Source organism: Sphingomonas sp. CL5.1, from assembly GCF_013344685.1.
Lineage (GTDB): Bacteria > Pseudomonadota > Alphaproteobacteria > Sphingomonadales > Sphingomonadaceae > Sphingomonas.
The window spans coordinates 2827344-2840871 of record NZ_CP050137.1 but is presented as its reverse complement, the minus strand read 5'-3'; the positions used below and the strand labels follow the sequence as shown (position 1 = coordinate 2840871).

Annotated in this window: 13 protein-coding genes; 3 read left to right on the top strand and 10 right to left on the bottom strand. The window is 66.0% G+C overall.

All coding sequences use genetic code 11. From position 1 onward, the window contains the following. Positions 1–2: 2 nt before the first annotated feature. Genes F9288_RS13750 through F9288_RS13740 form a run of 3 tightly spaced genes read right to left on the bottom strand, consistent with a single transcriptional unit; the run spans position 3 to position 2657 of the window. Entirely contained in the window at positions 3–1226 is a 1224-nt protein-coding gene (locus F9288_RS13750) for a CaiB/BaiF CoA-transferase family protein (protein WP_174837307.1), read from the bottom strand. Further along, on the bottom strand, positions 1223–2389 hold the full coding sequence (locus F9288_RS13745; protein ID WP_174837306.1) for a CaiB/BaiF CoA-transferase family protein: 1167 nt from the start codon (positions 2387–2389) through the stop codon (positions 1223–1225). The genes F9288_RS13750 and F9288_RS13745 overlap by 4 nt, the downstream gene beginning before the upstream one ends. Further along, the gene (locus tag F9288_RS13740) at positions 2367–2657 is read right to left on the bottom strand and encodes a hypothetical protein (RefSeq protein WP_174837305.1); all 291 of its coding nucleotides are present in this window, start codon (positions 2655–2657) and stop codon (positions 2367–2369) included. The genes F9288_RS13745 and F9288_RS13740 overlap by 23 nt, the downstream gene beginning before the upstream one ends. On the opposite strand from F9288_RS13740, the gene F9288_RS13735 reads away from it, so the two are divergent. Further along, positions 2647–4146 (top strand): aldehyde dehydrogenase family protein, encoded by a 1500-nt coding sequence (locus F9288_RS13735; RefSeq protein WP_174837304.1) that lies wholly within the window; start codon positions 2647–2649, stop codon positions 4144–4146. The genes F9288_RS13740 and F9288_RS13735 overlap by 11 nt on opposite strands. 80 nt (positions 4147–4226) lie before the next feature. Here the strand turns inward: F9288_RS13735 and F9288_RS13730 are convergent, their stop codons facing one another. Next, positions 4227–4676, bottom strand: a complete 450-nt coding sequence (locus tag F9288_RS13730) for a nuclear transport factor 2 family protein (RefSeq protein ID WP_174837303.1) — start codon at positions 4674–4676, stop codon at positions 4227–4229. Positions 4677–4812: 136 nt separating this feature from the next. Continuing rightward, entirely contained in the window at positions 4813–6843 is a 2031-nt protein-coding gene (locus F9288_RS13725) for a TonB-dependent receptor (RefSeq protein ID WP_302675334.1), read from the bottom strand. Positions 6844–6897: 54 nt separating this feature from the next. Here F9288_RS13725 and F9288_RS13720 point away from each other — a divergent pair. Then, a protein-coding gene (locus tag F9288_RS13720) for an IS5 family transposase (protein ID WP_174834848.1) occupies positions 6898–7655 on the top strand; the annotation gives its coding sequence in 2 pieces (ribosomal slippage) (positions 6898–7231 and positions 7231–7655; 759 coding nt in all). Here the strand turns inward: F9288_RS13720 and F9288_RS13715 are convergent. Further along, positions 7586–7852: a hypothetical protein gene (locus tag F9288_RS13715; RefSeq protein WP_174837301.1), complete on the bottom strand. Its 267-nt coding sequence runs from the start codon at positions 7850–7852 to the stop codon at positions 7586–7588. The genes F9288_RS13720 and F9288_RS13715 overlap by 70 nt on opposite strands. A 165-nt stretch (positions 7853–8017) precedes the next feature. Here F9288_RS13715 and F9288_RS13710 point away from each other — a divergent pair, with 165 nt between their 5' ends. Next, positions 8018–9121, top strand: a complete 1104-nt coding sequence (locus F9288_RS13710) for a beta-propeller fold lactonase family protein (protein ID WP_174837300.1) — start codon at positions 8018–8020, stop codon at positions 9119–9121. An 83-nt stretch (positions 9122–9204) separates the two neighbouring features. Here F9288_RS13710 and F9288_RS13705 read toward each other — a convergent pair whose 3' ends face one another. From F9288_RS13705 to F9288_RS13690, 4 genes are read right to left on the bottom strand one after another with little or no spacing between them, the layout of a single operon-like run. Next, on the bottom strand, positions 9205–9465 hold the full coding sequence (locus tag F9288_RS13705; RefSeq protein ID WP_217482526.1) for a DUF3325 family protein: 261 nt from the start codon (positions 9463–9465) through the stop codon (positions 9205–9207). Further along, positions 9462–10931: a PepSY domain-containing protein gene (locus F9288_RS13700; RefSeq protein WP_254620885.1), complete on the bottom strand. Its 1470-nt coding sequence runs from the start codon at positions 10929–10931 to the stop codon at positions 9462–9464. The genes F9288_RS13705 and F9288_RS13700 overlap by 4 nt, the downstream gene beginning before the upstream one ends. Then, complete coding sequence (locus tag F9288_RS13695; RefSeq protein ID WP_217482525.1) at positions 10919–11215, bottom strand: DUF3649 domain-containing protein; 297 nt, start codon at positions 11213–11215, stop codon at positions 10919–10921. Before F9288_RS13695 ends, F9288_RS13700 begins: the two co-directional genes overlap by 13 nt. Further along, positions 11212–13371, bottom strand: a complete 2160-nt coding sequence (locus tag F9288_RS13690; RefSeq protein WP_174837298.1) for a TonB-dependent siderophore receptor — start codon at positions 13369–13371, stop codon at positions 11212–11214. The genes F9288_RS13695 and F9288_RS13690 overlap by 4 nt, the downstream gene beginning before the upstream one ends. Positions 13372–13528 lie beyond the last annotated feature (157 nt).

The window sequence follows — 13528 nt, the reverse complement described above, 5'->3', positions numbered from 1 at the left end:
GATTATACGACCGCGCGCGCGCGCAGCTCGCCGATCCGGTCGGAGTCCATGCCCAGCCAGTCGTGCAGCACGCTCTCGGTATGCTCGCCGAGCCGGGGCGGCAGGCTGGCTTCCGCCTCCGGCACGGCGGACATTTTCACCGGATTGCCGGCGATACTCACCTTGCCCCACACCGGATCGTCGAACTGCATCAGCATGTTGCGCGCGGCGACGTGCGGGCAATGGAACAGGTCGCCCACATCCTGCACGATCGACGCCGGCACGCCACCCTTGACGAGCAGCGACACCGCATCCGCGCGCGAATAGCTCGCCAGCCACGCCTCGATCAGTTCGTTGAGCACGGCGTTGTTCGCCTGACGGGTAATGCCATCCCTGAAGCGCGGATCGCCCACCAGATCGGCCCGCCCGATCACCTCGCAGAAGCGTTGCCAGATATGCTCGCCCAGCACCGCGATCACGATATAGCCGTCGCGCGCGCGATAGGTGCCGAACGGCGCGGTGACGGCATGCAGGCCAGGCTTCGGCGCGGTGCCCAGCACCGAGAACATCGCTACCGAGATTTCGTTGAGGATCAGCGACGCGTCATAAAGCGAGATGTCGACCAATTGCCCCTTGCCCGTGCGCCCGCGCTGGATCAGCGCCAGCATCGCGCCATAGGCGCCGAGGATACCGCCCTCCAGATCGGCGAGCGAGAAGCCCAGATAGGTGGGACGGTCGCCTTCCCGCTCCGGCCGGTACATCAGGCCGCTCATCGCCTGGCCGACGATATCGAAGGCGGGATTGTCCTTGAACGGGCTGGGCAGCAGGTCCTTCTGCCCGAAGCCCGACACCGCGACATAGATCAGGCCGGGATTGATCTCGCGCAGCGCGTTATAATCGATGCCGAGCCGCTCCATCACACCCGGGCGCAAATTCTCGACGAGAATGTCCGCCTTCACCGCCAACTCGCGGAACAGCGCCTGACCTTCCGGCTGCTTGAGGTCCAGCGTGACGCTTTTCTTGTTGCGGTTGGTGCGCAGGAAGGAAAGGCCTTGCGGCACACCCTCACCGTCATCGCGGGTCGGGCTGGTGCTGCGCGAGAAATCACCCTGGCCGGGGGATTCGACCTTCACCACCTCCGCGCCGGCGTCCGCCAGCCACATCGAGCAGAACGGCCCGGCGACGAAATTCTCGACCGCCAGCACCTTCACGCCATCGAGCGGCCGTCCCATCGCCGCGCCCATCATCGCCCCTGCTCCTGTCCGCGCTGCGCGACCGCGCCCGCCGCCTGCAGGTCGGCGATCTCCCGCGGCGAGAAGCCCCAGTCGCCCAGCGCCTCGATCGTATGCTCGCCTACGTCGGCGGGGCCGCGCTGTATCCGCGCGGGCGTTCGACTGAAGCGCGGCGCGGGCGCGGGCTGGCGCACATCGTCCACCGTCACGAAGCTCTGCCGCGCAACATTGTGCGGATGGTCCGGTGCCTCGCCGAGTGAGAGTACCGGGGCGATGCACACCTCCCGCCCTTCGGCGAGGCGGCACCATTCGTCGCGGTCGCGGGCGCGGAACGCCTCGGCGAAGCGGGCGCGGATTTCCGGCCATTTGCCGCGATCCGCCTGATCGTCGAGACCAGCGTCCTCCAGTCCCAGCAGCTTCAGCGTCTCGCGATAGAAGCGCGGCTCGTTCGATCCGACCGCGATATAACCCCCGTCGCGCGTCTCATAGGCGCCGTACCACGGAGTTCCGCCGTCGAGCCGGTTGCTGCCGCGCTCGTCCGAAAGCAGCCCCGCGCCGCGCAAGCCGTAGAACAGCGCCATCAGCGACGCCGATCCGTCGACCATCGCGGCGTCGACCACCTGCCCCTTCCCCGACGCGCGGCTCTCCCACAAGGCCGAAAGCACGCCCATCGCGAGATAGAGCGCTCCGCCGCCGAAATCGCCCGCGAGGTTGAGCGGCGGCACCGGCGGCCGTCCCTTCTCGCCGATCGAGTGCAGCACGCCGCTGAGCGCGATATAATTGATGTCATGCCCCGGCGCCTGCGCCAGCGGGCCGTCCTGCCCGTATCCGGTCATCCGGCCATAGACGACCGCCGGATTGACGGCGAAGCAGTCGTTCGGCCCCAGCCCCAGCCGCTCGGCCACGCCGGGGCGAAAGCCCTCGATCACAACGTGCGCGTCCGCCACCAGCCGCTTTACCGCCGCCACCGCCGCCGGCCTCTTGAGGTCCATCGCCACGGATTTGCGCCCGCGATGCAGCAGGTTGAAGCGCTTTTCCATCGCGATGCCGCTGTCCGACGCGACGATCCTGTCGATGCGGACGATTTCCGCGCCAAGGTCCGACAGCAGCATGCAGCAGAACGGCGCCGGGCCGATGCCGCCAAGCTCCACGACCTTAAGGCCAGCCAAGGGTCCCATTTCCAGACATCACTCCTGCAACTGCAACCGTCCCGCAGATGCGGCCGGCATTTGCCCGAAAGTGACGCGACCGAATTTGCGATCCAATTTTTGATATGAGAAACCGCCGTTCGCCGTTGACGAACGCGCGAGCCTCCTCTCGCCATTGGCGAAAATAGCCTTCGCCAATCGTCAATTGCATCGCGCGCGCAAACCGTTCCTTCTCGATAAGAACCGGAGAATGAAGCCGCGTCGCGCGCGGCGCCAAGGAGACCAGGATGTCCTTCACCAGCAATTCCGCCACGTCATACGATCTGTCCGGGGTGGAGCGTGCCCGCAAATGGATCGCGGGGCCGAAATCGCTGCTGATCGGCGGCAAATGGCTTCCCGCTGTGTCCGGCAAGACACTCGATACGGTCAACCCGGCGACGGAGGAGGTGCTCACCACGCTGGCGGAGGGCGATGCGGCCGATGTCGATGCCGCCGTCGATGCGGCGGAGGCGGCGTTCAACGCGCGGAGCTGGCACGGCATCTCCCCGCACCAGCGCACCAAAACACTGCTTCGCATCGCGGAAACGATCGACCGCAACGCCGCCGAACTCGCTGCGATCGAGACGCTCGACAACGGCATGCCACTCTGGTTCAGCACGGCGGTGGTCGCGATGGCGGCGGACGTGTTCCGTTATTACGCCGGCTGGCCGACCAAGATCATGGGATCGACGGTGCCGACCGACGACAGCACCTTCATCTATACGCTGAAGGACCCGGTCGGCGTGTGCGGACTTATCAATCCGTGGAACGTCCCGCTGCTGCTCGTGCCGACCAAGATCGGGCCAGCGCTGGCGGCGGGCAACACGGTGGTGCTGAAACCTTCCGAGCTGGCGGCACTGTCGACCATCCGGCTCGCCGAACTGATCCAGGAGACCGATCTGCCGCCGGGCGTGCTGAATGTCGTCACCGGCTATGGGCAGACGGTGGGCGAGGCGATCTCCACCCATTCCCGGATCGACAAGGTGTCGTTCACCGGATCGACCGCCGTGGGCAAGCGCATCCTTCAGGCCTCCGCCGGGAACCTCAAGCGCGTGACGCTGGAGCTGGGCGGCAAATCGCCCAACATCATCTTCCCGGATGCCGATATCGAGCGGGCGATCGACGCGGCCGTCAACGGCTTCACCCGCAATTCGGGGCAGATCTGCTCCTCCGGCACGCGCCTGTTCGTGCATGAAAGCATCCATGACGAGGTGGCAGAGCGGGTCGCGCGGATCACCGCCGCGCGCAAGGTGGGCGATCCGCTCGATCCTGCGAACTTCCTCGGGCCGGTGGTGTCCGGCACGCAGCTTTCGCGCGTGATGTCCTATATCGAATCCGGTGGCGGAGACGGCGCGACGCTGATGACCGGCGGCGAACGCATCGAAGGCAAGGGCTATTTCGTGCAGCCGACCGTCTTCTCCGGCGTGACCAACGCGATGAAGATCGCGCGCGAGGAGATTTTCGGTCCCGTCGTCGCGATCATCCCGTTCAGGGACGAGGAGGATGCGATCTTCCAGGGCAATGATTCCACCTATGGCCTTGCCGCCGGCATCTGGACGAAGGACATCAGCCGCGCCCACAAGGTCGCGCGCGCGCTGAAGGCCGGGCGCATCTGGATCAACACCTATGGCGAAAGCGATCCGGTGATGCCGTTCGGCGGCTTCAAGCAATCTGGCATCGGGCGGGAGTTCGGCGCGGAATCGCTCGCCGCCTATACCGAGAACAAATCGGTCCAGGTGCGGTTCTAAGGGAAAAGGGCGGGAGCCGGCCACGAAGCCCGCTCCCGCCCATCCCGGAGACTGTTCGATCCCCCGGAATATGATCGGCGTTATTTCTTCGCGTCCTTAAGCGTGATGTTGGCGGTCTCGAAGACGATCTTGCCGTTGCGCACGATATAGGTCTCGGTTCCGGTCAGGCCGGGATTCTCGAATATCTGATAGCCCAGCTCGCCCACCGCTTCCTTCGTGGTGAAGGTCGTTTCGTCCTTCGCGGTGATCGGGGGAATCTTCAGCGCCTCCACCACCGCTTTCCGCAATTCCGCCTTGCCGACGATCGGCTTGGGAAAGAGCGTGGCGATGACGATCGCATCGTCGGCATAATCGGCCACGATCGTTTCCACGTCACGCGTCTTCATCGCATCCGCATGGCGCTCCATCACCGCCAGCGTTTCCTTTCCCTGCTTCTCCAGTTCGGCGCGGGAGGGATTTGTCCGCGCGCCAGCCGATGCCGCCAGCGCGACGAGGAACAGGGCGGCGGGAACGCGCTTCAGATATGTCATGTCCACATCTCCGTCAGGGATGCGCGGGTGACCGGCCCCGCGCGAAAGCTCAACCGGCGGCGAGCCGCGCCGTGAGGTCCATTTCCGGGGCGATTGCTCCTCGATCGCGGCGATCCCGCTATACCCACGGCCATCATCAGAAGTTGAAGCCGACCGAGCCGCCGAACACGCGCGGCGCGCCGTAAAGCACGGCGGTGCCGACCGGTCCTCCCGTGCGCTCGGTCGCGTAGCGATGGTTGGTGAGGTTGGTGGCATAGGCCTCCACCTGCCAATGGCCGCCGGGGGCGATCCAGGTCGCATTGAGGTCGACCCGGGCGTAACCCGGCTCGCGGAAGCTCTCGGCCGGGAAATGATAGAAGGAACTGGTCGCGCTCACGTTCCCCGCGAGCCGCAATGTCGCGTCGCCGACGTGGATGTCGTAGCTGGTCGAGAAATTCCCGGTCCATTTCGGCGAGCGCGGAACGACCGTGCCCGTGGCATCGGTCGGCACCTGCAACCATCCCGGCAGGCCGAAGGTGCTGGCATCGGCTCCCTTCACGAACTGCGACGCGCCGACGAAGCTGGTGTAGGTCGCGTTGAGATAGGCGCCCGCGAGCGAGATCTTCCAGTCCCTGGTCGGGCGGAAATACAGCTCCAGCTCGAAGCCGTAGTTGCGCTGCTTGCCGGCGTTTAGCGTCGAGCCGGTCGGGTGGTTGACGTCGATCACCGTCACCTGCGCGTTGCGGTAATTATAGAGGAAGGCCGACGCATTGATGTCGAACAGCCGTGACGCGCGTTTGAAGCCGATCTCATAGGCGTCGATATGCTCCGGCTCGACGCGGTTGGGCGGGAAGCCGGTATAGGCGCCCGACTTGAATCCCTGGCTGAACGACGCATAGACGTTGGCGTTGTCGTCGAACTGGTAACGAGCCACCGCGCGGGGCGTGAAGCTGTTCCAGGTCTTCTCGCCATGCGTCGCCGGCAGCATCACCGGAATGAGCGCGCTCGGCGGCAGCTCAGGCGAATCCGCTACCTTGCGTTCCGAGCTGAATCTGCCGCCCGCCGTCAGGAATACGTGATCGTTGAGCTGATAGGTGCCATCCGCGAACACCGCGAAGGCGTCGGTCTTGACGCTCAGCGATTTGAGCGTCGCGGAAATCTCCGGGATGCCGAGCGCCGGCACCGGCCCCAGCACCGCCCGGTCATTCGGCTCCCGCGCGATATTGTTGAAATAGAAAACGCCCGTCACCCAATCGAGCCCACCCGATTTGCCCGAGACAGTCACTTCCTGCGAGAAGCTCTTGTTCGAGGTTTCCGCGGCGACATATTCCAGCGGCAGGTTGGTGAAATCCGCATCGGTGGCGAACATCTGCTTGTCGCTGCGATAGGAGGTCACGCTCCTGATCTTCACCTCGTCCGACACCGACCATTCCGCGATCATCGACCCGGCGTCGCTGGTGTTGAGGTTGATCGGGAGGACGTTCTCGGCGGTCTCCCCCGGCTTCGTCGCGATGATCGCGTTGATGCCGGGCACCACCGCGTTGAGCACGCCGATGCCGTTATAGCCGTCGCCGTTGACGATCGGCAGCGTCGAGGCGTCGAACGTATAGCTATGGTCGTAGGTGAGGCGCACCTTCAGCCGGTCGGTGACGTTGACGACCAGATCGGGGTGGATGTCGAACATCTTGATCCGCCCGTCGTCGTCGGCGCCGGTCACGATGTTCCTGCTGTATCCGTCGCCCTTGCGGAAATAGCCGCCGATGCCGAAATAGACGCCGTCCGCGATCGGCCCGGAGACATAGCCGGTGAGCTTCACGTCATTGTAGCTCTGATAAGACGCCTTGAAATTGCCGGTAAAGGTGTCGGATGGCTCCTGCGTCGAGATCAGGATCGCGCCCCCGGTCGCGTTCCGCCCGAACAAAGTCCCCTGCGGCCCCTTCAGCACCTGCACGTTGGCGACGTTCGGCAGGTTGAAATACATGCCGTAGTTGTTCGCCATGTAGACGCCGTCGACATATACCGCGACGCTGGCATCGACGCCCGCGCCCTGATCGAGCGTGCCGATGCCGCGCAGGGTCGGCTGGAAGGCCGGGGCGTTGCCCTCGAAGCGCAGGCTCGTCACGCTCTTGGAGATGTCGGAGAGCGCATCGATATGCCTGGTCTGGAGGTCTTGCTGATCTAGGGTCAGGACCCATTGATATGAGAAGCGCGATCTGATTCAGGCTCCGTGAGGAGACTGAGAATGAGCGACTTGTACTGGCTGACTGACGAGCAGATGGATCGTCTGCGCCCCTATTTTCCCAAGAGCCACGGCAAGCCGCGTGTTGACGATCGGCGGGTGTTGAGCGGCATCGTATTCGTGAACCGCAACGGGCTACGCTGGCGCGATGCGCCCAAGGAGTATGGCCCCCACAAGACGCTGTACAACCGGTGGAAGCGATGGGGCGATATGGGCGTGTTCCTTCGCATGATGGAAGGGCTGGCTGCTGAAGGCGCCGAACCAGCGACGATCATGATTGATGCGACCTATTTGAAGGCGCACCGCACAGCTTCGAGCCTGCGGGTTAAAAAGGGGATCTCGGGCGCCTGATCGGCCGCACCAAGGGCGGCATGAACACCAAGCTTCACGCCGTCACCGACGCCAACGGCCGCCCGCTCAGCTTCTTCATGACCGCCGGGCAGATCAGCGACTACACCGGAGCTACGGCTCTGTTGGACGACCTGCCCAAAGCGAAATGGCTGCTGGGTGACCGCGGCTATGACGCCGACTGGTTCAGAGAGGCTTTGCAGGCGAAGGGCATCAAGCCCTGCATTCCGGGCCGCAAATCTCGGCTGCAGCCCGTCAAATACGACAAGCGCCGGTACAGACGCCGTAACCGCATCGAGATCATGTTCGGCCGCCTCAAGGACTGGCGGCGCGTCGCCACACGCTACGACCGGTGCCCGCGGGTGTTCTTCTCTGCCATCGCACTCGCAGCCACCGTCATCTTCTGGCTCTGATCAACGAGTCCTGACCCTAGCACGTTCACCGAAATCGGCACGTCCACCAGCCGCTCCGCCCGGCGCTGCGCGGTGACGATGATATCCTTCGCGTCGGACGGGTTATCCGCCCCTTCCGCCGGCGGCGCGGATTGCGCCATGGCCAGCCCCGGCATGCAGGCGAGGATCAATCCGCCCAGGCAGGAATAACGCTTCATCTTCCCCTCCCATCCGTCTCCCCGGCTCGATCGCGATCGGCCGGCTGTTTGATGCGAGGTTACGAAGGTGTCGCCGCCCCTGATGCCCCCATTTTTGGGGGCAACGCGGCGGCCGGATTTGTCGGATGATCGCCTTATCAACGACGCCACGCGAAGGAGCACGACTTGACGGATGCGGGAACGAGGACGGTCATCGATCGGCTATATGTCGTCGCCCAGAGCGGCGGCATCGCCGGCTTCGATCTTTTCGATGACGGCGCGATGCGATCGTTGCCCGGTTCGCCGTTCCCCACCGGCGCGGGCACCTTCAACATCATCGCAAGCCCCGACAGGCGCTTCGTCTATGTCGCCCCGGGCCTCGGGCTGGGCACGCCGGTAAGCTGGCACCAGAGCTCCTCTCCGCAACTGGCGACCTTCCGGGTGGAGGAGGACGGCACCTTGACCCCGGCGGGCGCCCCGCTCGCGCTTCCCCGATCGATCACCCCGGTCACGATGGCGATCTCGCGCGACGGCCGCGACCTGTATCTTGGGATGGGCCGGGGGCCGGCCGGCTTCTTCTTCGGCCGCATCGCCCATTTCCGCATCGACGATCAGGGATTGCCCGTCCCCCAAAAGGCGCCGGTATCGCTGGGGCGGCGCCTCGACGGCGCGGCGCAACCGATCATCTCGCCTGACGGCAAGAGCCTGTATGTCGCCAGCGTTCTCGCGAAAGCGGTGATCCGGCTGGAAATCCGGCCGGACGGCAGCCTCTCGAAGCCGGTCGAGCGCAGGATCTCGTCCGGCGTCTTCCCGATCACTCCCGGCATCTCGCCCGATGGCCGCTATCTCTATGTCGCGAACGAACAGTCGAAATCGATCGCGGGTTTTCGGATCGGGGCGGACGGAAGCCTGAGCGAACTCGCCGGATCGCCCTATCCGACCGGGAAGATACCTCACAATCCCGTCTTCAGCGCGGACGGGCGCTTCGTCTATTTCGCCAACACCTTCTCGGATTCCATCACCGGATATGAAATCCAGGCGAACGGCGATCTGGTTCCCGTCCCTGGATCACCCTTCGTCACTCTTCCCGGTCCGGCCGCCCTCGCCCGTTCCACCGGCGGGGAATGGCTGTATCTGGTCTCCTCCCCGGTGTTCAGGCAAGGATCGAAGGTGGTTGTGAGCGCCTTCCGCATTCAGGAAGACGGGAGTTTGCTGCGAACGGAACACCAGCCCGGCGCGACTGGCCTGAGCTTCGCCGACGGCCCGAGCGTCATCGTGCTGCCAGCATAGTATCGCGAGTGAGGCGGATTGCCGCTGGATTGTGGGTGATCCATCGCGACGTCCGGCTCGCCAGCGGCGTCATACGAAAGCGGTCAGCGCCGGCGCTTTCGCAGCATCAAGGCCGCCGCGACCCCCTCGACGGCCAGCGCGCCGATCCAACCCGTGATCGCGCGCGGAAGGTCCATGCGGGGCAGGAGAAGGAAGGACAGAGCCAGCACGGCGAAGCCGGCATAACGCAACATGCGCCGCCTTTCGCCGCTCCATCCGCGCCCGAGCCACTGATCCGCCTGCCTCGGCGTGGCCAGCCCGATCAGCAGGATCGCGCCGAAAGAGGTGAGCAGCGCGGGCATCATGCCGTCACCGTCTTATGCGCCGCCGCGCGTGCGAAGCCGGCGGCAAGGCCAAGGGCGACGATGGCGGTGGCGATATGCAGACCATCGAGCCTCCCGGTGCCCGCGAGCAGATCGGCCAGCGGGATCGCCGCGCACATCGCCGCCGCCGCCGCCAGCACCTCACGCCACGCCCGCCGCGCCGGGCGGAACAACGCATAGAGCAGCACAGCCCCCCACAGCCAGAACATCGCGCGCACCTCCGCCGCCGCCCGCTCCGGCAAGCCGAACGGCAGCAGCCGGTTGGCGACCATGAAGGCGGCAAACGCGAGTGGCGTCCCCGCGACGAAACCGATATTGAGCCGCTCCACCAGCGCGAAGCCGAAGCCCCGCCGGCGCGCGCGGCGCTTCTCGGTCCACAGGATCAGGCCCGCGCCGATCAGCGCGGTCAACATCAGCCCGCACAGGAAATAGAGCCAGCGCGTCGCCAGTTCGCCGAAACGCGCGGTGTGCAGGGCATAGAGGAAATTGAAGGTGCGCAGCGCCGGCCGTTTCTCGTCATGCACGGCGATCGGGCGGCCGGTCACGCCGTCGAAGCTGATGTTCTGCCGCTGGATGCCGATGCGGCTGTCCTCCGCGCTCGTCACCGATACCACCGCCGCCGCGTCGCCGGGGTTGAGCACGGCGATCTGCGCGATCCCGCCGCCGAAATGGCGCTCGGCTGCGCGCAGCATCGGGCCGATCGGCGCGAGCGGCGCGGGGACGCCCTTCGCCGGGCGGTCGACCGCGGCGGGATAGAGGTCCTTGCGGATCGCCTCCATGTCGCCGTGGTAGATCGATAGCGCGCCCCACGGCATGATGAGGTTGGCGAGCGTCAGCGCGCCGGTGAAGGCGATCATCAGGTGGAACGGCAGAGCGGTGACGGCGAGCAGGTTGTGCGCATCGAGCCAGCTCCGCTGCCCCTTGCCCGCGCGGAAGGTGAAGAAATCGACGAAGAATCGCCGGTGCGCGACGATGCCGGTGATAACCGCGAGCAGCATCGCGATCGCCGCCGCGCCCGCCAGCATCCGCCCCCATGGAAAGGGCATCTCCAGCTCGAAATGCAGCCGGTAGAAGAAGTCGCCGCCCAATGTGTCACGCACCGTCGCGGGGCTGCCGGTGCGCGGATCGAGCCATTTCTGCGCGTAGCTCCCGTCGCTGGCGGTCCACACCGCATAACTGGTGGCGGAGCGCGCGTCGGCGGGCTGGATATACCAGGCCGGCGAGCGCGCGGCATGACGCGACAGCCAATCGACCGCCGCGCTCCCCGCTTCGACGCTGCCGACCGCGCAGCACCGCGCCTCCGGGCGCATCCAGTTGCCGATCTCGCTACGGAACACGCTGAGCGCGCCAGCCAGCGCGATGACGAACAGCAGCCAGCCGACGATCAGGCCCGACCAGTCGTGGAGCCAGGTCATCGAGCCGCGAAAGCCCGGCTTCACGGCCGCCATCCCATCGCGGCGGCGATGCCCGCGAGCACGGCGGCGGCGATCGCGAGGCCGATCCATGCGCGCAACGCCGTGCGCGCATAAAAGCACCCCATCACCGCCACCGGCAGCCCGAGCAGCGCGACCATCGTGGCGACGATCGACGCCTCCTCGCGCGACAGCGGCAGCAGCCACGAGATCGCCACCGCCAGCAGCACGGCCACGCCATAGCCGCCCACGACCGCCGCCACCGCGCGCGACAACACCGCGAGCCGGTAGCGCAGCGACGGGGCGGCCGCCTTCGTCACCAGTGGAAGCCGATCGTTCCCTGCACCGTGCGGCGCTGGCCATACCAGCACCAGCCGACGCCATTGAGATAGCAGCTCGTGAGATAGGACTTGTCGAAGATGTTGGTCGCGTTGATGCCGATCTCCACCCCCTTCAGGCGCGGATCGGCACGGCCGAGATCATAGCGGGCGAGCGCGTCGAACAGGGTATAGGACGGCGTGTTGGTGTCGCTGCCGCCATAGACCTTGTCGACCCAGCGCATCCCGCCGCCGATCGTCAGCCCGGCCAGCGGCCCGCCCTGCGGCGCCCAGTCGATGTTGAGCGCGGCATTGCCCTTGCCGACGCCGATCAGCCCCTTGCCGATGTTCGCCGGCGTCTCGTCGTCGCGCACCGTCTTGACGTTCTGGTGGCTGAACGCCGCGCGCAAGGTGAAGCCTTGCGGCAAGGGCACCGTCGCCTCCGCCTCGACGCCCTCGGAGCGGACCTCGCCCGATTGCGTCGAATAGCTGCTGTTGGGGATGCTGGTGAGCAGGTTGGTCTGCTCGATGCGGAACCATGCGGCGGTCAGCAGGATCTGCGTGCCGGGCGGCTGATATTTCACGCCCGCCTCTATCTGCCGCCCGAGCGAGGGGCTGGCGCCGGTGATGCTGCCGTCCGCATGCTGGACCTGCCCGATCTGCGGCTCGAACGAGGTGGAATAGCTGGCATAGGGGGCGAGGCCGATCGGCGTCATGTAAAGCCCGCCGACCCGCCAGGTGAACTTGCGGTCGCGCTGCTCCGCGCCGTTTTTGGTGTCGGCCCAATCGTGGCGGCCGCTCAGCGTCAGGCGCAGGCCGCCCCACGCGATCTGGTCCTGCGCGTACAGGCCAGTCTGCCGCAGCCGCGCGCCATAGGAATAGGGCGTGCCGATCGCGCCGGGCGTCAGCGGCACCGGCGTGGTGCCGTAGACGGGGTTATAGGCATTGATCGGCGTCACTGCCTGCCCGTTCACGACACTGTCGAACGCGGCCAGTTCGCTCGAATGGGCGACCTGCCGGTCGAGGCCGAAGATCAGGTGATGGGTGAGCGGCCCGGTGCCGATCTGGCCGGTGAGCTGGTTGTCGAACGTCCAGTTGCGGATCGTCTCGTTCGTCGCATAGGCGGCACGCCCGAAGGTGGTGAGCGTCGCGTCGGTCGGGATGCCCGTCTGGTAGATCGCGCCGAGCCGCGTCGAGACATATTGATAGCGCCCACTCGACCGGAACGCCCAGCCGCCGCCGAAGCGATGCGTGAGGATATAGGTCAGCCCGGTCTGCTCGCGGTGGAAGAAATCGCCCGGCTCGCCGTCGGCGAATTGCGTGGCGATCCGACCGTTGGGATTGGCATAGACGGTGCCGATCGCCGGCGCGCTGCCGTAATTGCCGTTCTGCGGATCGTGCGAATAGGCCGCGAGCAGGGTGAGCGTCGTGTCGCCTCCCGCGCCGAGCGTCACCGCGCCGCTCACCGTCTGGCGGCGGCGGACGCCGAAGCTCTGCTGCGTATCCGCGCCGTTGACCGCGCCATAGACGCGCCACAGCACGTTGCCGTCGATCTTCCCGCCGACATCGGCCTCGACGTCATAGAGATTGTAGGTGCCGTATGTCCCCGAAACCGCGCCGTAGAAGCCCTGATCGAGCGGCAGCTTGCTGGAGATGGCGACAAGGCCGCCGGGGCTGGACTGGCCGTAGAGCACCGAGGCTGGCCCCTTCACCACCTCGATCCGGTCGATCCGCGAGACATCGACCTGCTGGTCGGCATAGCCGGTCGCGCTGTTGAACACCTTCAGCCCGTCGAGGTAGCGCGGCGCATCGAAACCGCGCAGCTTGAACTGGTCGTAGATCTCCGCGTTCGCCCCGCGCGATTCCGGCGTGATGCCCGCGACATAGCGCAGCGCCTGATTGAGATTGGCGAGGCCGAGCTGGCTGATATCCGCGCTGCTGACGACGCTGATCGACTGCGGAGTCTCGACGATCGGCGTATCGGATTTGGTGCCGGACGAGGCCTGCCCCACCACCTTCTCGCCGCGCACCACCACATCGTCATTGCCGTTGTCGGCGGGCGCCGAATCGCCCGGCGCGGCCGCGTAAGCCGGGAGTGATCCCGTCAATGCCGCCAGCGCCGCACCGGCCAGCAGGGACTTCCGAAACAATACGCGCATCGCAACCTCACAGACAGGAACCACGGCGCGCGCAATTACACCAATGATAATAGTTCGCAATAGCTCGCTTGCCCGGATTGCGACGGGGAGCACCGAAAGTTTCCGGCCTGAGCGCGCGACAGGCATTCCTGTCCGGCCCTGCCTTGGCGCGACACGC

Bases quoted from the DNA above. Each gene is read 5' to 3' on its own strand.
- F9288_RS13730 (WP_174837303.1), bottom strand. From the start codon at position 4,676: ATGACATATCTGAAGCGCGTTCCCGCCGCCCTGTTCCTCGTCGCGCTG.
- F9288_RS13735 (WP_174837304.1), top strand. From the start codon at position 2,647: ATGTCCTTCACCAGCAATTCCGCCACGTCATACGATCTGTCCGGGGTG.
- F9288_RS13750 (WP_174837307.1), bottom strand. From the start codon at position 1,226: ATGATGGGCGCGGCGATGGGACGGCCGCTCGATGGCGTGAAGGTGCTG.
- F9288_RS13745 (WP_174837306.1), bottom strand. From the start codon at position 2,389: ATGGGACCCTTGGCTGGCCTTAAGGTCGTGGAGCTTGGCGGCATCGGC.
- F9288_RS13690 (WP_174837298.1), bottom strand. From the start codon at position 13,371: ATGCGCGTATTGTTTCGGAAGTCCCTGCTGGCCGGTGCGGCGCTGGCG.
- F9288_RS13705 (WP_217482526.1), bottom strand. From the start codon at position 9,465: ATGATGCCCGCGCTGCTCACCTCTTTCGGCGCGATCCTGCTGATCGGG.
- F9288_RS13700 (WP_254620885.1), bottom strand. From the start codon at position 10,931: ATGGCGGCCGTGAAGCCGGGCTTTCGCGGCTCGATGACCTGGCTCCAC.
- F9288_RS13715 (WP_174837301.1), bottom strand. From the start codon at position 7,852: ATGAAGCGTTATTCCTGCCTGGGCGGATTGATCCTCGCCTGCATGCCG.